This window comes from Nocardia sp. NPDC055321 (assembly GCF_053645575.1).
On record NZ_JBSHMS010000018.1, the window covers coordinates 14,345 to 37,511 of the forward strand.

Here is a 23,167-nt window from a genome sequence, read left to right on the forward strand (position 1 = left end):
GGTGTGGCCGGATGTCGAGCCGGGATGTGGTGGACCACCGCCACCACCTACGGACGACATTCAGGACACACACCCCCGCACGAACATCGGCGGTAGCGCAGCACGTGCCGCCGGCAAATCAGCCGCGAGCGCGGACCTCGAGAATCTGCAGCACCCGGCCGATCGGGCCGCGCTCGTCGTACAGCTCGGTGGCACACATGCCGACGCCATCCGGGCCGATCGAGGTCTCGACCGCCAGGCCGATCCACTCGCCGACGGGCAGCCGGTAGAGGTCCACGGTCAGATCGGTGTTGAGGAACGTGTACTGCGCCGGATCCAGCCGGGCCCCAACGCCATTGGCTACGTCGGCGACCGAGAACACGCGCACGAGGGGGCTGATCGCCTCGCCCTCCACCACGACACCGCGCGGGCGCACCCACACCCGGCGCGCGCCGCCGGCGTCCGGGACCGGGCGCATGTCCACGGTCTTGACGTAGCCGACATCCCAGCCCGGGGGGAACTCCCAGTCGATGGCGTCCAGCTCCGGTACGGGCGGCAGGGCGCGGTCGCCGGACCAGGCGACCGCTTCGGTGTCGCTCGTGCCGATCCGCCAGGCGCGCGCGGTGGCGACCACGCGGCGCGAACCGTCGGGCTGGATCGACGCGAGTTCGGCGGCGACCAGTTCCACGCGACGGCCGGGCCGTTCGATCCACGCCCGGACATCGATCTCCGCGACCGGGATCGGACCCAGGATCTCCATGGTCAGGCGGGCGATGCGGGCGTCAGGCCGGGGCTCGCACTGCTCCACCGCCCGGGCGAGCAGGGCCGAGGGCGGCGCGCCGTGCTGCATGGTCGAGGCCCACACGCTGGTGGTCGACTCGGTCGCGAGCAGGCGGTCGTAACCGTCCGAGACCGCGCCGAGCGGCAGGAAGTACGCCCGCACGGCGTCGTCCGCCGGGGCTTCGGTCTGGGTCGCGTCAGTGGCTCGGGTCACCGCGTCACGGTAGCAACCCCTTCGCCAAGCTAAACGTCCGGCTCGCATTGTGTCGCGGCGAGGATGTCACCGATCCCCCTGGTCGCCGCCTCGGCGGCACCGAACAAGTGAACGCGGCGACCCGCGCGGACGGTGCCTGACGCTCAGGTCAGTGGCCGCTTTTCCGCGCCGCGCTGTTCGGCGGCCGTCTCCAGATACGAGCCGAGTTCCTTCTGCAGGACGCGATCCAGCGCCTGGGCGAGGGTGCTCTGGACCGCGGTCACGCCGAGTTCGCGCAGATGGTTGAGCATCTTCGTGAGCGCGGCGGTTTCGGCGTCGGTGTCCGGGAGCCAGCCGGGGCCGTGGTCGGCGACGATCTGATCCTTGGCGGCCGTCACCATGAGCCGGGCGATGTCGTCGACCCGCTGCCCAACCTCGGCATACACGTCGATGAGGCCGTCGAGACCATAACCGTATCCATGCAATGCGGCGAAGGTCGCGAGCAGCTCGGGCTGAGTGAACTCGACGATGTCCGCGTGTGTGCGGATCAGCCCCAGGTTCTCGAGCCGCTCGAGCTCGGCCCCGGTCACCGGGGCCGACTCCGCGTCACCCAGGAACGTATCCACCAGTTCCCGCGGAACCTCCAGCGGCGCTTCGGATTTCCCCCAGGTGGCGGTGACCGCCTGTTGCAGCCCGAGCACCTCGGTCAGATCCTTGCCCGTCTCCCAGCTGGTGATGAAGTCCGCGATGTGCGCGGAGGTGAAGCCGCGCTGCAGCAGCGCGTCGATGATCCGCAACCGCCCCAGGTGCGACTCGTCGTAGATGAGGGCGCGCCCGCTGCGCCGGGTGGGCGTGGGCAGCAGGCCGCGTTCCTGATACGCGCGCACGTTGCGGGTGGTCATGCCTGCGGCCTGGGCGAGATCGTCGATGCGGTACTCCGCCATCCTGTGCTCGCCCTCCCTGTCGCGCGGTTGCCGATCGACCGGGCGCGGCGTCCGCTCCGCGGTGCGCGGAAGCATCGCGGAGACGGACGGCACGCCTGGTGACGACATTAGCCGAGCGGCACCGAGATTCCGTGCCCGGCACTCGGCGCCCGGGCGGCGTCGCGCGGAGTCAGGACGAAATCGTCCGGTTCTACCCGGGACAGCTGGCGCACGAACTGCGTGCCGAAGCCCGGGAACATGGTCGAGTTGAACCCGTCCTCGGTGAGATACCAGCTGCGGCAGCCCGAGTTCCAGGTGGTGGCGCCCAGGCGCCGCTGGATGCGGGTGTTGTAGCGGTCCTGCCGATCGCGCCGGACCTCGAGCATGCGCAGATCCCGCTTCAGCAGCAGCGCGATCGCGTCGGTCAGGTACTCGATCTGGGCTTCCATGTAGACCAGCGCCGAATTGTGCCCCGGCCCCGAGTTCGGCCCGAAGGTCAGGAACAGATTCGGGTAGCCGGCGACGGTGACGCTCTTGTACGCGTACGCGCCCCGGCTCCACTCCTCACCGAGCACCCGCCCGTCCCGCCCCGTGATGGGAATGGGCGCACCGGCTTTGGACACATCGAAGCCGGTGGCGAACACGATGCAGTCGGCCTGATGCTCGATGCCCTCGGCGGTGCGGATGCCGTTGGGCGAGAGCTGCGCGATGGGCCAGGTGATGAGCTTGCAGTTCTCACGCTGCAGCGCCGGGTAGTAGTCGTTGCTGATCAGCAGCCGCTTGCACCCGGCCCGGAAGTCCGGGGTGAGCTGCCGCCGGAGCCACGGGTCCCGCACCTGGGATCGCAAGTGCGCCAGTGCGACCGACTCCACCACGCGCGTCAGCGGCGAGGTCCACACCACGCCGAGCGCCACCGATTCGTGACCCCAGAACCACGCGTCGCGCGCCAGCTTCTGGGTCAGCGGCGCCTGCCGGTACAACTGTTTGGTCACCGCGTTGGTGCGCCGGTTCACCCGCGGTAGCACCCACCCCGGGGTGCGCTGGAACACCTTGACCGAGGCGGCCGACTTCACCAGCTCCGGAATGATCTGCACCGCACTCGCGCCGGTGCCGATGACCGCCACTTTCTTTCCGGCGAAGTCGTAGTCGTGATCCCAGCGGGCACTGTGGATCTTGTGCCCCTCGTAACCGTCGATGCCCGGCATCTTCGGGAAGCTGGCGTTGGACAGCGGTCCCGACGCGACGATGACCGTGCGCGCCTTCACCTTTCGCCGCCCGGCGCCGAAGGAGATGTCCCACAGACCGCTGGTCTCGTCGAACACCATCCCGGTCACGGTGTGCCCGAAGCGAATGTAGGGGCGGATCCCGAACTTCTCGACCATGGACTCGATGTAGCCCAGGATCTCGCCGCTGCCGGAGTAGGTGTGGGACCAGTCGGGGTTCGGCGCGAACCCGAACGAGTACAGCCGCGACGGGATGTCGCAGGCCGCGCCCGGATAGGTGTTGTCCCGCCAGGTCCCGCCGACCCGAGCATCGCGCTCGAAGATCGCGAAGTCGGTGATGCCCTTCTGCCGCAAGCGGATCGCCGCGCCGATACCGGCGAAGCCCGCGCCGATGACGGCCACGTCCAGCGGCTTGGTCACGGTCGCCATCACGCGACCGGCTCGTAGGTGAGTTCCTTGGACCAGGTGGGCGCGGCGCCCAGGAAGCGCTCCGGAATCCGCGCGGTCACCTTGACCATGGCATCGGCGAACAGGTGGTAGGGGTGATCGCGGTTGATCACCCAGCCGCTGTGCATCTTGACGATGCGGTACATGGGCACCCGGTTCGCGATCGGGGTGCGCTCGCCCACCGCCTTGAACTTACGCATGGCCGCGTAGAGCTTCTCCTCGTCCACACCCATCTCGACGATGTTGTCGCGCATCTTGTTCAGCAGCGGCACGTAGCTGAGCACACCGATCAGGAACGACGGCTTGACCCAGCCGCCGACCAGTTCCGCGGCCAGCTTGCGCGCGGTGGCGTGCCCGAGCAGCTCCATGACCGCGTAATCGGTGGCCAGGTGCCGGGATTCGTCGTTGTTGATCCGCTTGAACACCTCCTGCGCGACCGGGTCCTCGATCTCGTCGGTGATGAACTTGATCAGCGCGCCGTCCAGCGCCACCTCGAGCATGGGAATGACGGTGCCCAGGAACGAGAGCGACATGTCGTCGGCGTGCTTGTCCAGGAAGTCGATCACCAGCTTCACGTTGATGTTCGGCTCCGGGATCTCGTCACCGTCGAGCATGCCCCAGCGCCGCATGAGCGCCAGTTCGGCGTTGGCGTGCCGCTGTTCCTCGGCGTGGAAGTACCGGTAGATCTGCTTGAGCGTCTCGGTGGGGGCCTTCTGCGCCATGGCCGCGAACCCGCGCGCGCCCACGTTCTCGATCCACATCAGATCGGCCATGAAGGGCTTGAGCTTGGCGTGCAGGTCCGGGGCGATGAGCTCGGCGCCCGGTGCGTCCCAGTCGATGTCGGCCAGCGCCCACTGCTTGGCCTCGATCATGCTCAGCATCTTGTCGAAATCGAAGGACATGTCAGACTCCCGTCTTCTCCGTGCCTATCCCGCCGGTGGCCGGGGCGGGCGAATTTTCTTGGGGCAGTACTCGATTGAGTACGCCGAGACCGTGCGCGTAGAGCGCCGGGAAGTGCCGTTTGAGCAGCCACACCGCGTGCGCGTCGAGCTGGGGCAGCACGTAGAGCCGGCCGTGATCGTGCGAATCGAGGGTGGTGCGGGCGACGCGCTCGGGCGAGAACCCGGTCCAGCGCATGAGTTCGGCGGCCAGACGCGAGGCGCCCGAGCCGATGCGCCCGTCCCGCACCACATTGGTCCGCACGAAGGTCGGGCACAGCACGGTCACCGCGACCCCGCTGCCGGACAGCTCCGCGGCCAGGGTCTCCGACAGTGACATCACCCCGGCCTTGGACACGTTGTAGACCGCCATGCCCGGGGCCGCGGCGAAGCCCGCCGCCGAGGCGACGTTGATGATCCCGCCGCGCCCGGCGGCGCGCAGCTGCGGCGCGAAGATCTCGCAGCCGTGCACCACGCCCCACAGGTTGATGCCCATCGCCCACTGCCAGTCGTCGAATCCGATCTCGCCCACCGGCTTTCCGCCGATGCCGACGCCGGCGTTGTTGACCACCAGGGTCGGCGGTCCGCCGAAGATGAGTTCGGCGTGCAGGGCCAGGCTCTCCACGTCCGCCCGGCGCGAGACGTCGCAGAACACCGCGTGCGCGGGACGGCCGTAGGTGCGCTCGATCAGGCGGGCGGTCTCGTCGGCCCGATCCTTGTCGATGTCGGCGCACACCACTTCCCCACCGCGCGCGGCGATTTCGAGGGCGAAGGCGCGTCCGATACCGCTGCCCGCGCCGGTGACGACGGCCTTGGCCGCGTGCGAGCGCCGGTCGCCGAAGACCGGCAGCAGCCCGTCCAGAATTCCCATGGTCAGCTCACTTTCGCGGGAGCGGCGCCCGCGAGCGCGGACGCGATGAAGTCGCGGGTTCGCCGCAGTGCCGGAACGGCTTCGGGGACCAGCAGCGGCAGCGCCTGGAAGACGTGGATGCGCCCCGGCCACAGTTCGAGGTCGCAGCGCACCCCGGCGGCGACCGCCATGTCGCGCAGCAGCCTGGCGTCGTCGGCGAGCATCTCGCCCGCACTGGCCTGTACCAGCAGCGGCGGGAGCGCCGAGCCGGGTGCGATGTCCAGGCGCAGGCGCGGTGAATCCGCCCGCTGCCCTTGCGTGTACAGCTCGATCAGGCGGCGACCGGTCCGCGCGGGCGCCATCGGATCGGGCAGTGCGCGATCGCGGCTCTCGGCGAGGGTGAGGGTGAGATCCATGAGCGGGGAGAACATGAACACGCCCGCGGGCTGCGCGATGCCCGCGCGCTGGTTCTGCAGCAGCAGGTCCAGCGCCAGGTGCCCGCCCGCGGAGTCGCCGCCGATCACCAGATTTTCTGGCCGGAAGCCGCTGTCCAGGAGCCAGCGGTAGCCGGCGTCGATGTCGTCGGCCGCGGCCGGGAAGCGATGTTCGGGGGCCAGCCGGTAGTCGACGAGGAAGACCGGAAGCCCGGTCAGCTTCGACAGCCGCGACGCCAGGCCGCGATGGGTGCGCGCCGAGCACACCACGTATCCGCTGCCGTGGATGTAGTAGATGGCCCGCTCGCCCCGGGGAACGCCGGCGGCCCGCACCCACTCCCCGTGCACCCCGCCGACGCGCACCGCGTCCACCCGGGTGCCCGGCAGCGGCGGCCCGAAAGCCGCCATGACGCCGGCGATGAGCCCGCGTCCGGCCTGGATGCCGACTCGATTGCGCGGCAGCAAACCGTTGATCCGTCGCAGGCCGGCCACCGACGCGTGTGCCGCGAGTCGTGCCTGCCGCGAGGCCGTCTCGGGTACCACCGCCGATACAAAGGTCGCCTTTGACCCTGTTCTCGTCATACTTCAGACAATCATTGATCAATGCGCCATTTGTCAATGGCACATTGATTACGGATTGTCGTGCCCGGTCACGACCGGGCCGCTGTCCGCGGCCGGACAGCGGCCGATCCGGGCGCTAGACCGCGCGGCGGCGCACCCGGATGACGTTCGCGAAATAGAGCAGGAAGCCGCCGGTCAGCGCGAGCAACACCGCGATGAGGACGTCGCCGTGCGCGGCCAGCACGGCGGCCGCGCCCAGGCTCAGCGTGCCGAGTAGCGCGAGCAGCACCTCACCCCCGGGTGCGCCGTCATCGGGCCGCGGACCGCGCCGCCGCTCGACCGGATTCGAGACCGGCTGTGCGACAAAGGCTCCCGGCGGCGGGACCAGCCATTGCGGCATCATCGGCACGGGATCGCTCGGCCCGTGGTGGGTGACACCGGATCCGGCGCCGAGCTTGTGAACCCTTCGAGCCATCGAACTTACCTCGCAGCACAAGAACACTTCCCAACAGCAAGTCCCCAGTAAATCACCCGGCCCCGGCTCTGTCGGGCATCGCACGAAAGATCACTTTTGCGAATAAGCCGAAGATCTCCCGCGTACGAGACCGGCAACCGTCCGGCGACTCCCCGGTGCGAGCCGGACCCGCCCGGACGGTAGTTTTGTCGGGAAAGCAACGGTTTGGGGGGTAGTGAGTTCTCGGAGGTAGTGCGAATGGTCGAGCCCCATATGGCCATTGCCGGTTACCTGCGCGAACGCCGCGAGGCCTCCCGGTTGACCCGCACCGAGCTGGCGCGCATCGCGGGCGTCTCCGAGGGCGTGATCCAGAAGCTCGAGCAGGGCACCCGCCCGCCCACCCACACCACCCTGAGCGCGCTCTTCGACGCGCTGAGCGTTCCGCAAATGTATCGGGACTACGCGGCCACCGTCCTGCAGCCCGAGCTGACGGCCATCGCCAACGAACACTCCGCGCCCAATGCCGCCGAGCTGCGATTCCTGAACAGCCTCCCGGCCCCGTCCTGCTATCTGACCGCGCTGGCGCTGGACCTGCTGGCCGTCAACGAGCCCTTCCGCCGGACCTACCCGGGGCTCGAACCCGGCATGAACATCATCGCGTACACGCTGCTGGATCCCCGTGCCCGGCAGGTGCTGCAGGACTGGGAGCGCGAGGCGCACATCCTGGTGCAGTCCTTCCGGCACATGGCGCCCGGCGTCGCCGATCCGACCCGGATCGAGGAGATCAAACGCGAGTGTGCCCGCTCACCGGACTTCGAACGGCTGTGGAGCACCGACATCCCGCCGACGGCCTTCGAGTGGCGGCCCATCACCATCCGCCCGCTCGAGGGCGGGGACTGGCGGCAGGTGCACGTGCGCATCTTCGTCGGCGAACAACCGCACCGGGGACGGTGGATGTACACCCTGCTACCGGACCCCGGCGAGGGTGGTTCGCAGCCGTAATCCGTAGCGGTACAAACGATTTGGACGGGTACGGTGTTCGATGAAGGGGATACCGAACACCGCCCCCGCATCGGAAAGGATAGCCCCAACTCGCGCATTCGTCAGGTCGGGGTACCGAGAACTTTTCGCAATGCTCCCGTAATACGGTCCTGTGCAGGACTTTTCACGATGGCGGCGGAACGGATTCACTCGTTTCGAGCAGCACCGCCGGGACGACCGGGGAGCTGCGGTACGCGGTGGAAACCGCTACCAGCCAACCGAGTTCACCCAGAAAAGTGGGCCGGTCCGGTCGGCGGAAGCTCTCCCCGCCGTCCACCGCCACCGCACCCGCCTCGTACGCGCGCAGGGCGACGGCGATGCGCGCCGCCTCCACCGCGGCGGCACGGTCCCGCTCCCGGACACCCAGCCGGTCCGCGACCCGCTCGGCCAGCGCCGTGTCCCGCGCCGTCAGGTGGGGTTGCAGCAGGAGCAGGGCGTCGCGGATCTCGATGACCCTGCGGTACACCAGGTCCCGCGGCGCGCGGCGCGTCTCCGGCGCGGCCCGGGCGACCTCGGGGGCCGCGGTCCGCAACGCCGTCCACAGCGGCCGCAGCCGCGGTAGCGCCCGGATCCGCTGGACAGCGGCCGTCGCCCGCGGCAGCAGCGACGGGCACAGGTACCCCACCAGCATGACGGTCGCGCCCGCACTGGCGAACGCCGGCGCGATATCGCTGTTGAGCGTGCGCGCGTCGATCCCGGCCCAGGCCGCCGCCACCGCGACGACCTTGCCCACGCTGTAGCCGACCGCGATGATCGAGCCCACGGTCAGCAGCCGCAATCCCCGGCGCAGCCAGGGCTGTTCGCGCACGTGCGGCAGCCAGGCCCGGCACAGCACCACGATGCGCAGCAGCGCCAGGGTGTAGGCGGTGAGATAGATGGCGAGGAACGCGTCGACCACGGGTTCGGTCGCGTAGTGGTGATCGAAGTCGGTCGCGTGCGGTGCGTCGTGCACCGGCGCGGCGGCGAACAGCCCGATCATGATCGCGACCACCACCGCGTTGGCGACGACCACGTTGCGGGCGTTCACATTCCGGATCGGCGAGGTGTTCCCGTCCGGGACCACCAGGTAGGTGGTCCAGACGATCTGCGCCATCACCGCGGTGGTGATGGCGGAGTAGACGATGAGCGTGGCCAGGTTGGGAACGCCGCTCACCCGCGCGACCCATTCGTAGGCGGCGGGCATGGCGGTGACGAAACCGACCGCGGTGCAGGCGATGGCGATGGCGACGGCCCAGCGCGCACTGCCGCGGGGTCCGCGCACGGCCAGGACGAGCCGCCAGGTGAACACCACCGCGGCGAGCGTGCCGACGCTGCCGTAGACGAGAGCGAATTCCACCGGGTATCAGTCGATTCCGGGACCGAGCGTGTCGAGCAGATTCCGGATGTCGGCGGGGGTGGTGTCCGGCAGCACCCATTCCGCGCGTGGCGTCCAGCGCGTGATGTGATGCGCCATCAGCAGATCCGCGATGTGCTCGGCCTCGCGCTCCTCGGCCTCGGAAGAGCACGAGCGGCCGAGCATGCGCCGCACGACCGCGGGATCGATGTTCGGCGCGAGCAGGCGCAGGGCGTCCTGACCGGTGACGGTGACCGGCTCGTGGCCGGCGAGCAGATGCCCGAACTCGTGGCACACGATGTGGTCCTGGTGCAGTTCGCTGGTATTGCTCTGGTAGGCCAGGAAATCGATGTCCCTGGTCACCAGCAGACCACCGGACAGGCCGGCCACCGGAAACGGTTCCGGGCGCAGGCGCAGGGGGCGGCCGCGACGACGGGCCAGGGCCTCGGCCAGTTCGGCGACGGTGAACCGGCCGGGCAGCCCGAGGTCCCGCAACCCGCGCCGCAATCGGCGATGATCCATCATGGATTGCTCATCCCCCGAGCTCTCCCAGACCGCGATCCGCATGTCTCACAAGTCTTCCCCATAGTTTTCGGCCTCGATCCGCCGGAGCACATCGAGCATGGCCACGATGGTCTCGGCCCGCACGGTACCGTGCGCCAGGCCATCGCGCAGCACCAGTTCCAGCGCCGCCGAGTCGGCTTTTCCCTTGAGCGCGTTGATCAGAGCCAGTTCCCGGCCGCGCGCGACGGCCAGCTCGGGGTTGGTCAGCGGGTCGAGGCTGTCGAGCCCGAAGTAGACGCGCAGCGCCTCGAGGGTCTCGAAGGAGGGATTGACCGTTTGCCCGGTACGCAACTTCCACAGATAGTTCGCCGACAGGCCCACACCGGTGGTGCGCGCGATATCCTCGGCCAGCGCCCGGTGGGTGATCTCCACTTCCCGGCTGTCCCTGGTCACGGGCGGATGCATGCCGCCGATCAGGCTGTTCAGCGCGCTGGTGAACGGATGCTGTTGTGCGGCAACCATTCTAATCCTGTCTCCTGCAGTTGACAGCGGTGGTGATGCCGATCATATACTCGTCCCTACTTCGTTCCGCTCACCGATGTCGCTGTCCCCGAAGGGGAGGACAGCGGAATCGATGAGGTTCGTACGCGGAGTCGGAATGGGGCGACCAGAGTCGCTCGCCCCGTTCACGAAGTCCTTCCCGGGTGCACCGGCAGGCGCAGCGGCCCTCGATGCCGGAATCCCGAGCGCCACCGCACCTCTCGTTCCGGCACCGTGGCGCACAGGCCCGGCCACCGGGCGTACAGCTCGCCGAACACCGCACCGAGCACCGGTCGCAACAGCCCCGCCCCGACGCAGGCGTGCGCGCCGTGCCCCAGTGCCACATGCGGATTGGGCGAGCGCGACAGATCGAGGACGCCCGGATCGGTGAATCGTTCGGGATCGTGATTGGCCGCGGCCAGGCACAGCAGTACCGTTTCCCCGGCCGCGACGGTCTTGCCCCCGATCACCAGATCGGTGACGGCGAACCGGGGTCCGGCCAGCACCTGCGGCGACAGGAAGCGCAGCAGTTCGTCCACGGCCGCGTCCGGCGCCGTGCCCAGCGCGCCGAGCTGTTCCGGACGGCCGGACAGGGTGAGCACCGCGCCGGCCAGCACGTCCATCAGCACCTCATACCAGACGAACAGCAGATAGAACAGCACCCCGGGCAGTTCACCGGAATCCGCTGCCGGACCGCAACTCTCGTCGCGTACCAGGCGACCGAGCACGGTGTCCGCGGATCCGGCCCGCCCGTGCGCGATGACGGCTTCGACGATCTCCGCCATCCGGGCCAGGGTGTCGCGGGCGCGCGGTGCGGCATCGGGCCGCAGGGTGGCCGCCGCCCAGCCCGCCAGCGCGTCCCGTTCGACGTCGGGCAGCCCGAGCAGCTCACCGAGGACGAGCGCGGGCAGCGGCAGCGCCACCCGCTCGACGAAGTCGAAGTCGCCCGCACCGTCGAGCTCGGCGAGCAGGTCGGCCACCAGCTTGCCCGCCCGCTCACCCCAGTCCCCGGACCGGCGCAGTTGCCCGGTCACCCGGCCCCGCAGCCGAGCCAGTTCGTCGAGTTCGCTGCGCTGGAACACATCCAGCGGCTCGGGCACCGCGAAGCCGCGGTAATCCGCCCCCGCGCTGTGGCGCAGATTCGTCGACAGGCGCGAGTCGAGCAGGCCCTCGCGCACGTCGGCGTACCTGGTGACGAGCCAGGCCGGAGGCCCGTCCGGCGTGGCTACCCGATGCGCTCCCCCGCCGTCCCGCAGCGACCGCAGCACCGGCCACGGATCGCGGGCGAACTCCTCGTCGAAAATGCTCAGCACCGCCCCATCATCTCCCAAGCGCCGCAATGGGACTCATTCGGACGAGCCCCAACCCCACGGCGGCGCCGACTGCGAGGGCTACGCACCGGCGGAGCGATGCCGGTCGCGCGCGGCCCCGGACACCCCGGCTTCCCGCACTTCCCTCGGGCCACACCGAACTCGCCGCACCCGCCAACCGGCAAGCCCGGTGCCGCCACAACACCTCACACCGGGGCAGGAGTGTCCGCGTCCGGGCGAACCACCTCGGGACGATCGAGCGTGGCCCGGAGGCGGGCGCGGATATCGGCGAATCCTGTACGGCGCAAGAAGGTCCCGTCGCGCCACACCTCCTGGAGTTCGCTCGCGGCTTCCTGCTCCGGGGTGGCCTGCTGCTGGACGTAGAGTTCCCCTCCCGCGTCCCGCAGCACCGCGAGCCGCCCGCGCGCGGAGCGTTTGGTGCCGTTGTCGGTGACCGGATCCTTGAAGATGTCCCGGCCGGCGCCGTCCACCTCGACGTAGGTGGCCTTCATGGCGGAGGCGAAGGTGTCGCGGGTGACGTACTGGTAGGTGTACGAGCCGACCCCGAAAACGACGGTGGTGGAGGCGAATCCGAGCGCGGCCAGACGGGCGGTGATGGCGTCGGCGCGATCGTAGGTGATCGAATCGCCGTAGATGACGCCGACGTGCGGGTCGAGCACCCTGTAGCCCGCGTCGTTCACCGTGCCGCCGAACGCCTTCCAGAGCAGGCGGACCACACCCAGACCCGCCGGGCTGTCATCGGCGCCGGTGCCGCACAGGATGGTCTCCGGATCACCGGAGTCGGGCCGCACCACCAGGGTGCCGTCCCGGCTCAGGATCCGTTCGCGCAGCGCGGGCAGGGTGTGGGTGAGCACCCGCCACAGGTCGAAGGTGTCGCTCACCACCGAGACGATGCCGCTGGGATACAACGCGAGCAGCCGCCGGTAGGTCTCGTCCTCCGATTCCCTGGTGCCCGCGCACATGACCGAATGTTCGGTCGCGGCAACCGAAGCCAGCAGCGGCTCGGCGGTGTCGCCGGGGTAGAAGTAGCGGATCCAGTCCTCCGAGACCAGCGAATCCGACCCGGTGAACGAGAGCAGGTGTCCCGCACCCGACGCCGCGGCCGCCTCGATGCCCGCCATGCCGCGGAAGGAGAAGTCGTGGCCCTGGAAGTCCACGGCCGCGGCGGGGGCGCCGGTGGCGCGGGCCCGCTCGTCCAGCAGGCGGCGCAGCCGCCAGGCGGTGGTGGCCGAGGTGGACGGCTGCCAGATCGCCGCCGAGAGCGCGGTTTCGATGTAGTTGGTCAGCCAGAAGAAGTCCGGGTGCGTGTTCTCCACGGTCAGCACCGGTACTTTCACCGGCACGAGGGTGCCTTCGGGCAGCGACCGGATCGACAGCGGCAGGTAGCCCAGGGCGTGCAGATCGCGAATGTGTTCGCTGCCGATGGCGTTCGGGCCCAGGATCGCGGTCACCCGGCGTTCGTAGTCGGCGCACACCCGATCGACATCGGCGGCGAAGAAGCGGCCGAAGGCGTCCTCGAGCACGTCGGTCACGAACGCCTGCAGCCCGAAGTGCACGACGTGCTCGACGCCCGGGACGCGCGAACCGCGGTGGGTCAGATTGGAATACACGCGCGTGGTGCCCGCCGGGTACTGCCGCCGGTGATCCAGCTTGTAGGCGTCGGTCAGGAACAGCGGATCGATGGCGTTGCGGAACATCACAGGATTCCTTGCGTGAGAGCGTGTTCGACGATGGGGACGATGCGCAGCCGGTCGCCGAGGTCGGCGGCGTGGGCTCCGGGGTGGGAGTCGGTGGTGTGGACGGCGGCGTAGGGCGCGAGATTGCCGCGCAGGCGCGGACCGCCGGAGAAGACACCGTGGGTGACCCACAGGTCCACCCGTTCGGCCGCGCCGAACGCGCCGGCCGCCGCCAGTCCGGCGAAGGTGCCGCCGCCGTCGCAGACGTCGTCGACGACCAGGGCCCGGCGGCCGGCGACGGCATCGGGATCGAGTTCGAAGCCGCCGAGCCGCCCGCTGGCGGGGTCGCGCCGCTTACGGCCGTAGCGCACCTCGAGCCCGCCCAGCGCGGCGGCGACCTCTTCGGCCCGGACGCGGGCGCCGGCGTCGGGTGCGATGACCACCTGGTAGTCGCCGGGTAGCGCGGCGGCGGCCAAGGGCCCCAGCGGAATCGGGACCAGCGTGCTCGCGGTCAGCGTCGATTCCGCCAGCGGCGAGTGGATGTCGGCGTAGATCAGCTCGTCGGCGAAGGCCGTGATGACCGCGGCGTACACCGCCGCACCGCAGGGGATATCGCGATCGGTGCGCGCGGCGGGGATGTACGGCATGAGCACGCGGGCCGGCTGCCCGTGCCGCCGCACCAGATCCGACCACATGCCCAGGGCCAGCAGATCATCCGGGAAGCCGCCGCGCACCACCGCGAATCGCGGTGCGGCCGGGTCGAATCCGGGTCCGGTCTTGAGGAACCACTCCCCGCCCGGAAACCGCAGGAACTCGACGTCGTCGGGCCGGGCCCCGGTGTCGGTTCGCACCATCGCTTCGATCATGCGGCAACCATAGCATTGTTTTAGTCGTATCGACTAGAACAATCTCGCCGATGCAGTACCCCCAGGTGAAGGGCATGGTTCTCGCGCACAGCGCACGAAAACGGCGATGCCCGGACCATCCGGTCCGGGCATCGCCGCGGTGTTCACCTGCCGACCGGCGTCACCAGCCGGGATCGCCGATCACCGGGATGTTCACCCAGCTCGGCCGATCCGGATCCAACTCGATGTGCTGCGGCCGCAGTTCGCTCTCGTTCAGCAGTGGGCGCAACAGGATGCTGCTGGGGAAGTTGCCGGCGAAGACGTCGATGCGCAGGCGATGGCCCGGCTGCAGGACGCCGTCCGTGGCGAACAGACCCAGATCGATGGCCGTGGCCTCGCCCGGCACCAGCGGTTGCCGCGTGTCCAGGGTCAGATACGGGTACGGCGAGGTGTAGTCGCCGTTGGCCGAGCGGGTGGACCTCCCCTCGTCCAGCGCCCGCAGCGACGCGGTGAGCTGCCCGGTGGTCCACACCTGCGAGCGGCCGTCGGGCGCGACGTCGTTCAGCGTCACTGTCCAGTAGCCGTCGGTGGCGTCGAGCACCGTATTCAGGTGCACCGCAATCGGTCCCGAGATCTGCGTCGGCTGCGTCACCGGGGCGGTGGTGAAGGTCAGCGCGTTCGTCTCGCTGATCCGCGCGTCCTCGGCGCAGATGTCGAAGGCCGCCACGATGCCGGCGGTGCCGTGCGCGGTGTCGCGCGAGCACACGGTGGTCAGTCCGGGCGCGACCGTCAGCCGGTCGGCCGCACCGGGCGCGGTCGTCAGGCTCGCGTCACGCAGACTGCCCGGCGCCGAACCCGACGGCGCGCCGTTCAGATACATCCGGCGGTAGTCGGCGTCCGGGCGCGGGAACGCCGAACTCGTGGTCCAGCCGCCGCCCTGCTGCCAGCTGGTGACCTGGTCGTAGCCGTCGATGCCGTTGTCGATCCCCTTGAGCCACTTGTCGAACCACGCGCGCTGCAGGACATCGAGCGCGGGCGGCGCACCCGGCCGGCCGAGGCCCGCGCCGGTGGTGACGTGGTAGGTATTGCCCATCACCAGCTTCTTCTGGCTGTCGGGCACATTGATCTCGTTGAACGCCCGTGCCGAGGAGTAGGTGAAGATGTCGTGCCAGCCGCCGTAGATGAAGGTCGGGACCTCGATCTGCGACGGATCGCCGACCCAGGCACGGCGCAGCGCGCTCTCGTCGTCGAGGATGTCGTTCAGGTAGTCCGGGATCTGATCGATGCTCGGGGTGGTCAGCGCGGCGATGACGACGTTGAAGAAGGTGAACGGATCCTTGATCCGGTCCGCGAGCCAGACCCCGTCGAACTTGCCGGACAGCACGGCGACAAGATCGGGCATCAGCTTGGTGACATTCACCGCCGCCAGCCATTCCGGAATGAAGCCGATGCCCAGCGCGCCACCGGGCGCGGCCACGTCACGAATGAGATCGCTGCCGGGCACGATCGGGAAGATGGCCTTCAGCGCGGCGGGTTTGCGCTCGGCGGTGTGCATCTGGTTGATCGCCGAGTAGGAGATGCCGCTCATGCCGACCTTGCCGTTGGACCACGGCTGAGCCGCGGCCCAGTCCACGACCTCGGCGCCGTCCTGCTGCTCCCGGTCGCCGAAGACCTGCCAGACACCCTGCGAGAAGCCGGTTCCGCGCACATCCACCACGACCTGGGTGTAGCCGCTCTGGATGAGCTGGCGGTCCACGGCGAACGTGCGGCCCGCGCCGCCTGAGACAGCGTTGCCGAGGTCGCTCAGTCCGCCCAGGCCGAAGGCCGAGAAGTCGAGATTCGCCAGCACCGGCATGAGCAGATCGGACAGTCCGGGGACGGCCAGTGCCGAGTCGGCGATATTGCCGAGCAGTTTGGTGTAGGGGGTCAGATTCAGAATCGTCGGTGTCGGCTCGGCGATCGGCTGCCCGTTCACGTCCGCCGGGTGGTAGACGTTCGCCTTGAGCACCGTGCCGTCGCTCATGGTGATCGGGACGTCCCACTCGATGAAGACCCGCGGATACTGTTGCGGGCCGGTATGAGTGGCGGTGAGCTGGGCATTGAGGCTGTCGGTGTCCGGCGTGCTCTGTCCGGGCCCGGCGGCGAGCACCGCGCCCGCGATCACCGTGAGCACGGCGGTCGTCGCGGCCGCCACCTTGGCCGCCAATCGATTTCTGATCATGCGATCGTGCATCCTCCCCGCGGTGAGGAACGACGCAGTTCCTACCGACGAGTCGCTACAGTAACGCCCGTCACGAACGATGCACAACCGTGACCTGTCACACCTGTCGGATTGGCGGTTGCGGTCGGGGACAAGACATGCGGGACCCTGGAGCCCGGCGTGGCTGGGACACCGAGAGCACGAGGCCGGGGCACTACCGCTCGGCCGACGGGCGGGCGTCCCGCACGGCGCAGGGAATTTGTCTGGGGCAGTGCCCGATTCACGCCTCGGCCCGGATCGGCGACCTCGACGCTCGGCGGGCGAACGGTCGGTTCGACGCTCAGTACGCCGTGGCGCGGTCGGTCCAGCGGGCGGTCAGTTCGGCGGCGAGGGCGCGAGGGAACGAGATTCGAGCCGGATCGCCGTCGGCGGTGTAGCGCTGGGCCGGGTTCTCGGCGAGCCGATCCAGCCAGTGCGTGGAATCGAAGGGCACCGGGGATCGGCCGGAGCGGATGCGTGGAATCGCGGTGGGATCGATCGAACCGAAGGGCGACGGGGCGGGTTCGGCGCCCACCAGCATGACCGCGCCGAAGGCGTACGCCTGGCCGTCCCAGGATCCCGCGGCGGCCAAGGCGCGGTCGGCGGGGGAAATGCCCAGCGGCAGGGCCAGACTGCGCACCTGGGCGCCGGGTACCGCGGCGGTGACGGCGCGAACGTTCTCCACCATCTCGCGCTGCACCCCCGCACTGTCCAGCCGGGCCAGATTGGGGTGCGTCGCGGTGTGCGCGCCGATCTCGTAGCCGTGCGCGGCCAGCCACGGCAGGGCGCGCGCCTCCCCGGAGAACGCCTCGTTGTTCACGAAAAACGTTGCGGTGGGCGCGAACTCCGGATGCTCGGCGCGGAACTTCTCCAGGATTCCGACGGCGGTGTCCGGCGCGGGAACGCCGTCGGCGGTGAAGGAGATCTGACTCGCGGTGGAATCGTCGAAGGTCAGCACCACCGGGTGCGTGCCCGCGGGCAGGTCGATCGCCCCGGAGACGTACTGGGACACCGTGATCGGACGGTAGTTCTCGCGCAGCAGCCGATCCAGTTCGGCCCGGAACTTCTCGGGCGTCTGGTCGTACTCCCCGGCCGGCGTGGGAGTGATCTGGTGGTACATGAGGATCGGCACCAGGCCCAGCTCGTTCGCGCCGACGGCCGCGGGATCGGGCGGGGGCGGCGGGGCGAGGACCGAGGTCTCCGCCTCGGGCGCCACGGCGGCCCGGTCGGCGGTTCCGCAGCCGGTGGTGATGATCATGAGCGCCACGACGGCGGCACCGGCCGCACCGAACCCGAATCTGGCCATCCACCGAACTCTAATGTCCGCCAATCCGTTACGGGCCAGAGTCGGAATTCCCGCGCGCGAGCCCGCGCGGCAGCGGATAGTTTGGGGAACTTCGGGCAGATTTCGAGTGAGAGTTGGTGTGCGCGTTGCTGAAGCGGGTCCCGGCCACCGGGCGTCGCCGCCTGGCGGTAGTCGTTGCGATGGTTGTCGTGGCGGTCGTTGTCGCCGGAGTGCTGTGGGCCAGATCGGGCGCCACTCGCACCGAGGCCGCGGCCCTGCCGCTCGCCCTCGAGGTGAGCCAGCCCGAGACGGTGTCGTCCTATCGCGCGCCGATCACCCTGCGCGGCAAGGCGGTCGGCGCCGAGAGCCTCACGGCGGCGGGACAGCCGGTTGCGCTGGCCGAGGACGGCGCGTTCGAGATCACGCTCGCGGGACTGCCGGTCGGCGGCGCGCTGGTCGCCACCGACTCCGACGGCAAGACCGTGACCCAGCCCATCACCACCCGGGCCGTGGTGCCGCGGATCCGGGCGGTGCACGTCACCGCGCACGCCTGGTCGTACGAACCACTGCGTGAGGACGTGCTGAACATGGTGCGCGAGCGGCGCATCGACACCGTCCAGCTCGACATCAAGGACGAGGACGGCGTCATCGGCTACGACTCCCAGGTGCCCCTGGCCCGCGAGTCCGGGGCCGCGAGCACCATCTACAACGCCCCCGACGCGCTGAAACTGCTGCACGACATGGGCGTGCGGGTGGTGGGCCGGATCGTCGCCTTCCGTGATCCGACCATGGCCGAATGGGCGTGGAACTCGGGCCGGCGCGACTGGGTGGTGCAGAGCCCGTCCGGGCAGCCGTACTCCAGTCACTACGGCGCGATCGCCTTCACCAATTTCGCCAGCTCCGAGATGCGGCGCTACAACATCGATCTCGCGGTGGAAGCGGCGAAACTCGGCTTCGACGAGGTGATGTACGACTACATCCGCCGGCCCGACGGGTCGCTGTCGAGCATGGTCTTCCCCGGGCTGGTCGACCCGCCGACGGTGTCCATCGCCGAGTTCCTGCGCGAGAGTCGTGACCCGGTGCGCGCGGCAGGGGCGTTCCAGAGCGCGGCCGTGTTCGGCATCGCCGCCACCCGGCCGGACGCGGTCGCCCAGGACATCCCGATGATGGGTAAGCACGTGGACTACGTCGCGCCCATGCTGTACCCCTCGCACTGGAATCCCGGCGAATACGACGTCGCCAATCCCAACGCCCAGCCGTACGACATCATCTTCCGCTCACTGGAGGATTTCCATCGGCTGCTCGACGGCACCGGGACGCAGATCGTGCCCTGGCTCCAGGACTTCAGCCTCGGCTTCACCTACAACGATGCCCAGGTCCGCGCCCAGGTCGATGCCACCGCGGCCCAGCGCATCCCCAGTTTCTTCCTCTGGAACGCGGCGACGCGCTACCACGCCGGGGCCCTGGATCCCAGCTGAACACCCCGAACTCACCTGCCCGGGTTGTCCGATTTCCTCGCGGCGTGCGGAATAGTAGCGAATAATCAGCTACCCATCCGGAATCGTCCGCGAGGAGTTCGCATGACCACCCCGGCAAAGCCCTCCCTGATCTCCCGCATCTCCCCCACCCAGTGGCTGGCCCTGGTCCTGACCGTGCTCGCGGTGATCTTCATCGCCGCGAACCGGACCCGGGTCTCGATCGAGTTCCTCCTGATGACCATCACCTCCCCCATGTGGCTGGTTCTGCTGGTTATGTTCGCCGTGGGCTGGCTGACCGGCATCCTCACCGCCCGCCGCCGTCGCAACGGCTAGCGGCGATACCGGAGGTGGCCGGGTGACCGTCGCGGGACCGGCACCGGGACTGTCGGTGCGGGCCCGCGAGCCGACGCCTTCCGGACGCGATACCGATTCGCGTGACACCGGCAGCGGACCGGGTACGGGGACCGGCCTCTGGACCCGACGTACCCCCATCGTCGCGCGCGGCTGAGGCAGCACCGCCGCGACGGGATCGACGGCCGGTAGCCGACGCTGCATCGGGCACGCACGGTTGCCGCACGCCGTCGGCGGCTCTTGTCGGGTTCGGCGCTGGTGACCGGTTCGATCTTCGGAGTGACTCCGGTGGCGTCGACCGGGTCGGAGATCCGGGTCTCGGCGCGGCCGAAGGTGTTGATCGAGGCGCGATCGCGCGATCGGCGCGGCGGTTCGGCCGAAGCGGGGCCGTCGGTCGTCGCAGGCGATCCGGTCCGCCTACTCCGGCGCGGTGAAGACGGCGTGGGCGGCGCGCCGGACGTCGGGGTCAGCGTGGGTGCGCAGGGTGGCCAGCAGGCCGGTCCAGGGTGGGGACCAGCCGATTCGCCTGCCGCACTGGGCGACCAGGGTGACGGCGGTCAGGGCGACGGCGGGGTCCGGATCCGCGGCCAGCGCGGTCGCGATGGATTCCGGTGCGGCGGGCGGTAGTTCGGTGACCGGGCACGTCGCGTAGCTCGCGGGGCAGCCGATCAGGGCACCGGTGGCCACGGGCGCGAGTGCCCGAACGGCTGCGACGGTGTCCTCGACCTCGGTCCAGCGCAGACCGGCGAAGGTGAGTTCGATGACCTGCTCGTGCCACAGTGGATCCGGGGTGAGCAGCGCGATGACGCGGGGGCCGATCGGGCGGGCGTGCTCGTGCCGTTGCAGGATCTGCGTCAGCCGGTCCAGGACGAAGGCTATCCGCTGGCGCGCGGGCAGATCCCGGTCCGGGAGTACGGCATTCGACTGTGCCAGCAACCGCCGCAGGGCGTCCACCAGGGCGGCGGGGTCGCCGGTTCCGGACGCGGCGGTGAGCAGGGCGCGGGCGGCGGTGGGCCAGAGACCGACCTCGGTGAGATCGGCGAGGCGGTCCACCCGGACATCGGTGGCCCGCGGGGACAGCCAGCGATACCAGATTCCCAGCGCGTTCAGGGCCGGTTCGGCCACCCGGCGATCGGGGGCCGCGGCCAGCTCCCGGATGAAGTCCGCGAAGCGGCCGCGCGAGGGAACCGGCAGGTGCGCCGGGGAGATCTCGAGGATCGCGCCCGCGACCTCCGGATCCGTCGCCAGTTCCGCGAGCAGCCGCCAGGTTTCGTCGTCGTCGAACAGGAATCGGGTGGCGAACACCGCGGCGCGGCGCACGTCGCGGTGTGTGCCGGGGCGCGTCGCGCGCTCGCGAATGATCGACGTGGCGCCGGGCGCGCGCAGGGCCGCGAGCAGCCGCATGCCCTCCTTGCTCGCTGTGATCTTGGGCGAGTCGAGCAGCGGCGCCAGCATCGCCGGCAGCCGCGCCGGAGCGACGAACCGGGCCCGGGAGGCGATCCCGCTGACAGTGACCCGGGCGAGGTCGCCGTCCACGTAATCGCCGAGCAGCACGATCGCCCGCTCGGGTTCGTCGCTGCGCCCCACCGCGGTGAGCGCGGCCTCGGCCACCCACAGGTCGGCGGCCGCGAGGAAGGGCCGCACCCGGTCCAGACTGTCGGGCAGCCTGCCCAATCGCGCGACGGCATTGGCGTGTTCGCCGGCCGACACTTTGGGGTCGGTCGCGTAGTCCTCGAGCAGGCTCGCGTACAGCTCGACCTGGGTGGGCGTCCAACGCTCGAAACCGCTCCAGAACATCGGGACCACGCGAACGCCCGGCGGTACGAAGCGACCCGTCACCGAGGCGGTGAGGAGCGAGTCCAGCAGATCGGTGCGCCGCCGCGCCAGCAGATCCTGCACCGGGTACAGCGTGATGAGAGAGCGATCGCGGCGCAGCAGCTCGGCCACGAGCGTGTCGCGGGTCGCCGGATCGTCCAGTGCCAGCCGCACCGCGCGGCGCACGACCGAGTCGTCGCGGGCCGTGCAGGCCCGCGTGACCAGGGTCCGCAAACCCGGGATCGCGTATCCGCGGGTGTCGAGTCCGTCCGCCAGATCCAGGGTGAGCGAGAAGTTTCCGCGGTCTGCGTCGGCCTCGAGCCGGGGGCGCAGGGCCTCGAACACGCGATGTTCGGCGCCGCGCGGCAGATTGTGGTGCAGGCCGCGGACGTTGAAAGTGATCAGCAGTTCGGCGAGCCGCGCCAGCAGGCGCAGGGCGACCGCCGTGAACTCGGTCTCCCCGGTATACGCCCCACGGATCAGTAGCGTGCGGGCCAGATCGTGGACGGCAGAAGAGGTTTCGTACGAGCGGTCGCGCGCGTCGAGCGCGTCCATGGTCAGTCGCTCCAACGCGGGCAGCCCCCGTACGACCAGCAGCGACGGGGGAATCGCCGCGACGGCGCGCACGGCGGCGCGGCGCACCGGATCCTGTTCGTTGCGCAGGCGGCGCAGCACCTCGAGCAGCTCGCAGACCGCGTCCGGATCCCGGCTACCCGCGGCCGCGATCACCAGGAGCGGGTAGGCGGCGGCGCGCTCGTCGGCGGTCGGCCGTCGAATCGATTCGAGCAGTACGGGCTTGGCTTCCGGCCAGGGCAGCCGGGCGGTCAGCCGATCGGCCACGGCCGGCACCTCGGTGCCGCCGGGCCGCGCCAGCAGTTCGCGGGCGAGCGCGGCGCGGTCGGTGCGCGGCAGCAGGTCGAGTTCCGCCGTGTCGACCGCGCCCGGCGCGATGCCGGGCCGGGTGAGCTGCGCACCGGCGACGGCGGTCCGGCGCGCGGGCGGCACGGTGCGCAGGAACCGGGCGCGCTCGTGCGATGCGGCCGCGAGGTACAGCTCGCGCAGCCGCTCGTCCGGCAGGGCGAGCAGGGCCCGCCACAGCGCCGGTCCCGCCAGGCCCCGGCCGTGCCGGCTGGGGTCGCACAGCAGCGCGAACACGGACGCGGGGTCACGCCGGGCCAGCAGCCCCGCCACCGAACTCAGTTGAGCGATGGGAACATAGGCGACGGCCCGGGCCGCCAGCGCGAGCAGTTCCGCCGCATCGTGCTCGACGGCCACCCGCGGATGTGCGCTCACCCGCGGCCACAGTTCCCGCCAGTCGTCGGGTCCGGCGTTCTCGGCACGCGCGCGGACGTGGTCGAAGACGACGCCGATATGCTTGGCGGACAGCACTTTCCAGCTCGGCACCGCGTATGCCAGCTCGTCCAGCGCCCCCGCGACGACCTCCGGTGAGCAGTAGACGAGCACCCGCGCGGCCTCGGCGTCCCCGTACAGCTCACGCACCGGCCCCAGCAGCGCGTCCGCCACGTCGGTCCGATCACCCCGCCGCAGTGCGCGATACACCCCCGTCCGAGCCCATCGCGACAGCCCGGGCAGCCGCAGCACCACCACCTCCGGCGCCACCCCCACCCGGATCGAGGCGATGAGAGCCCGCGCCGCGAACTCCGGGTCCGGATCATCCACCCGATCCAGCAGGAAGCCCCCGGACCCGCCGCACAACGCCATATGTACAGCGATACGCCGCTCGTATCGCTGCCCCGCCCACAGCGATTCGAGCAACGGGTCCAGCTCCCCCACCCCAACCAACCGCCGAGCCTCGCCCGCGACCGCCGCCATCCGCGCGGGCGCCGACAACCCGGCCACCGCCGCCAACAGCTCACTCCCCGAAGAACTCACCCCCGCCACGCTACCGACCTGCCGACCGTCGCACCCGGCATTAAATTGCTCGCC

Annotated in this window: 19 protein-coding genes; 3 read left to right on the forward strand and 16 right to left on the reverse strand. The window is 70.1% G+C overall.

Going from position 1 to position 23,167, the window contains the following annotated elements; genetic code table 11:
- Nucleotides 1-118 precede the first annotated feature (118 nt).
- From ACWIGI_RS27295 to ACWIGI_RS27325, 7 genes are all read right to left on the reverse strand, one after another.
- Nucleotides 119-973 carry a thioesterase family protein gene (locus tag ACWIGI_RS27295; protein WP_454205333.1) on the reverse strand — a complete coding sequence of 285 codons (855 nt, stop codon included), beginning with the start codon at nucleotides 971-973 and terminating at the stop codon, nucleotides 119-121.
- 143 nt (nucleotides 974-1,116) lie between these two features.
- Nucleotides 1,117-1,896, reverse strand: coding sequence for a MerR family transcriptional regulator (locus ACWIGI_RS27300; protein ID WP_454205334.1), 780 nt, complete (start codon nucleotides 1,894-1,896; stop codon nucleotides 1,117-1,119).
- 107 nt (nucleotides 1,897-2,003) lie between these two features.
- Nucleotides 2,004-3,527, reverse strand: coding sequence for a flavin-containing monooxygenase (locus ACWIGI_RS27305; protein WP_454205335.1), 1,524 nt, complete (start codon nucleotides 3,525-3,527; stop codon nucleotides 2,004-2,006).
- The gene (locus tag ACWIGI_RS27310; RefSeq protein WP_454205336.1) at nucleotides 3,527-4,447 is read right to left on the reverse strand and encodes a ferritin-like domain-containing protein; all 921 of its coding nucleotides are present in this window, start codon (nucleotides 4,445-4,447) and stop codon (nucleotides 3,527-3,529) included. The genes ACWIGI_RS27305 and ACWIGI_RS27310 overlap by 1 nt, the downstream gene beginning before the upstream one ends.
- Before the next feature lies 1 nt (nucleotide 4,448).
- Nucleotides 4,449-5,354 (reverse strand): SDR family NAD(P)-dependent oxidoreductase, encoded by a 906-nt coding sequence (locus ACWIGI_RS27315; protein ID WP_454205337.1) that lies wholly within the window; start codon nucleotides 5,352-5,354, stop codon nucleotides 4,449-4,451.
- Nucleotides 5,355-5,356: 2 nt separating this feature from the next.
- Entirely contained in the window at nucleotides 5,357-6,349 is a 993-nt protein-coding gene (locus ACWIGI_RS27320; RefSeq protein WP_454205338.1) for an alpha/beta hydrolase, read from the reverse strand.
- A 115-nt stretch (nucleotides 6,350-6,464) separates the two neighbouring features.
- Complete coding sequence (locus tag ACWIGI_RS27325) at nucleotides 6,465-6,803, reverse strand: hypothetical protein (protein WP_454205339.1); 339 nt, start codon at nucleotides 6,801-6,803, stop codon at nucleotides 6,465-6,467.
- Nucleotides 6,804-7,040: 237 nt separating this feature from the next.
- Between ACWIGI_RS27325 and ACWIGI_RS27330 the strand changes: the two genes are divergently transcribed.
- Complete coding sequence (locus ACWIGI_RS27330) at nucleotides 7,041-7,784, forward strand: MmyB family transcriptional regulator (protein WP_454205340.1); 744 nt, start codon at nucleotides 7,041-7,043, stop codon at nucleotides 7,782-7,784.
- 163 nt (nucleotides 7,785-7,947) lie between these two features.
- Here ACWIGI_RS27330 and ACWIGI_RS27335 read toward each other — a convergent pair whose 3' ends face one another.
- From ACWIGI_RS27335 to ACWIGI_RS27370, 8 genes are all read right to left on the reverse strand, one after another.
- Nucleotides 7,948-9,159: an MAB_1171c family putative transporter gene (locus ACWIGI_RS27335; RefSeq protein ID WP_454205341.1), complete on the reverse strand. Its 1,212-nt coding sequence runs from the start codon at nucleotides 9,157-9,159 to the stop codon at nucleotides 7,948-7,950.
- A 6-nt stretch (nucleotides 9,160-9,165) separates the two neighbouring features.
- Complete coding sequence (locus tag ACWIGI_RS27340; protein ID WP_454205342.1) at nucleotides 9,166-9,723, reverse strand: hypothetical protein; 558 nt, start codon at nucleotides 9,721-9,723, stop codon at nucleotides 9,166-9,168.
- Nucleotides 9,724-9,726: 3 nt separating this feature from the next.
- The gene (locus ACWIGI_RS27345; protein ID WP_454205343.1) at nucleotides 9,727-10,182 is read right to left on the reverse strand and encodes a hypothetical protein; all 456 of its coding nucleotides are present in this window, start codon (nucleotides 10,180-10,182) and stop codon (nucleotides 9,727-9,729) included.
- Nucleotides 10,183-10,346: 164 nt separating this feature from the next.
- Nucleotides 10,347-11,513, reverse strand: a complete 1,167-nt coding sequence (locus ACWIGI_RS27350; RefSeq protein WP_454205344.1) for a cytochrome P450 — start codon at nucleotides 11,511-11,513, stop codon at nucleotides 10,347-10,349.
- Between the two features lie 203 nt (nucleotides 11,514-11,716).
- The gene (locus tag ACWIGI_RS27355) at nucleotides 11,717-13,228 is read right to left on the reverse strand and encodes a nicotinate phosphoribosyltransferase (protein ID WP_454205345.1); all 1,512 of its coding nucleotides are present in this window, start codon (nucleotides 13,226-13,228) and stop codon (nucleotides 11,717-11,719) included.
- Nucleotides 13,228-14,073: a phosphoribosyltransferase family protein gene (locus ACWIGI_RS27360; RefSeq protein WP_454205346.1), complete on the reverse strand. Its 846-nt coding sequence runs from the start codon at nucleotides 14,071-14,073 to the stop codon at nucleotides 13,228-13,230. The genes ACWIGI_RS27355 and ACWIGI_RS27360 overlap by 1 nt, the downstream gene beginning before the upstream one ends.
- A gap of 160 nt (nucleotides 14,074-14,233) precedes the next feature.
- Nucleotides 14,234-16,273, reverse strand: coding sequence for a CocE/NonD family hydrolase (locus ACWIGI_RS27365; protein ID WP_454205347.1), 2,040 nt, complete (start codon nucleotides 16,271-16,273; stop codon nucleotides 14,234-14,236).
- Between the two features lie 319 nt (nucleotides 16,274-16,592).
- Nucleotides 16,593-17,597, reverse strand: coding sequence for a polysaccharide deacetylase family protein (locus tag ACWIGI_RS27370; protein ID WP_454205348.1), 1,005 nt, complete (start codon nucleotides 17,595-17,597; stop codon nucleotides 16,593-16,595).
- Between the two features lie 188 nt (nucleotides 17,598-17,785).
- Between ACWIGI_RS27370 and ACWIGI_RS27375 the strand changes: the two genes are divergently transcribed.
- Together ACWIGI_RS27375 and ACWIGI_RS27380 are read left to right on the forward strand one after the other, a co-directional pair.
- A complete protein-coding gene (locus tag ACWIGI_RS27375; protein WP_454205349.1) occupies nucleotides 17,786-19,054 on the forward strand; it encodes a putative glycoside hydrolase in 1,269 nt (422 codons plus the stop codon).
- A 102-nt stretch (nucleotides 19,055-19,156) separates the two neighbouring features.
- Entirely contained in the window at nucleotides 19,157-19,387 is a 231-nt protein-coding gene (locus ACWIGI_RS27380) for a hypothetical protein (protein WP_454205350.1), read from the forward strand.
- 435 nt (nucleotides 19,388-19,822) lie between these two features.
- On the opposite strand, the gene ACWIGI_RS27385 is transcribed toward ACWIGI_RS27380, so the two are convergent.
- Nucleotides 19,823-23,113: a hypothetical protein gene (locus ACWIGI_RS27385; protein WP_454205351.1), complete on the reverse strand. Its 3,291-nt coding sequence runs from the start codon at nucleotides 23,111-23,113 to the stop codon at nucleotides 19,823-19,825.
- Nucleotides 23,114-23,167 lie beyond the last annotated feature (54 nt).

Bases quoted from the DNA above. Each gene is read 5' to 3' on its own strand.
- ACWIGI_RS27300 (WP_454205334.1), bottom strand. From the start codon at position 1,896: ATGGCGGAGTACCGCATCGACGATCTCGCCCAGGCCGCAGGCATGACC.
- ACWIGI_RS27305 (WP_454205335.1), bottom strand. From the start codon at position 3,527: ATGGCGACCGTGACCAAGCCGCTGGACGTGGCCGTCATCGGCGCGGGC.
- ACWIGI_RS27310 (WP_454205336.1), bottom strand. From the start codon at position 4,447: ATGTCCTTCGATTTCGACAAGATGCTGAGCATGATCGAGGCCAAGCAG.
- ACWIGI_RS27315 (WP_454205337.1), bottom strand. From the start codon at position 5,354: ATGGGAATTCTGGACGGGCTGCTGCCGGTCTTCGGCGACCGGCGCTCG.
- ACWIGI_RS27320 (WP_454205338.1), bottom strand. From the start codon at position 6,349: ATGACGAGAACAGGGTCAAAGGCGACCTTTGTATCGGCGGTGGTACCC.
- ACWIGI_RS27325 (WP_454205339.1), bottom strand. From the start codon at position 6,803: ATGGCTCGAAGGGTTCACAAGCTCGGCGCCGGATCCGGTGTCACCCAC.
- ACWIGI_RS27330 (WP_454205340.1), top strand. From the start codon at position 7,041: ATGGTCGAGCCCCATATGGCCATTGCCGGTTACCTGCGCGAACGCCGC.
- ACWIGI_RS27340 (WP_454205342.1), bottom strand. From the start codon at position 9,723: ATGCGGATCGCGGTCTGGGAGAGCTCGGGGGATGAGCAATCCATGATG.
- ACWIGI_RS27345 (WP_454205343.1), bottom strand. From the start codon at position 10,182: ATGGTTGCCGCACAACAGCATCCGTTCACCAGCGCGCTGAACAGCCTG.
- ACWIGI_RS27355 (WP_454205345.1), bottom strand. From the start codon at position 13,228: ATGTTCCGCAACGCCATCGATCCGCTGTTCCTGACCGACGCCTACAAG.
- ACWIGI_RS27360 (WP_454205346.1), bottom strand. From the start codon at position 14,073: ATGATCGAAGCGATGGTGCGAACCGACACCGGGGCCCGGCCCGACGAC.
- ACWIGI_RS27365 (WP_454205347.1), bottom strand. From the start codon at position 16,273: ATGATCAGAAATCGATTGGCGGCCAAGGTGGCGGCCGCGACGACCGCC.
- ACWIGI_RS27370 (WP_454205348.1), bottom strand. From the start codon at position 17,597: ATGGCCAGATTCGGGTTCGGTGCGGCCGGTGCCGCCGTCGTGGCGCTC.
- ACWIGI_RS27380 (WP_454205350.1), top strand. From the start codon at position 19,157: ATGACCACCCCGGCAAAGCCCTCCCTGATCTCCCGCATCTCCCCCACC.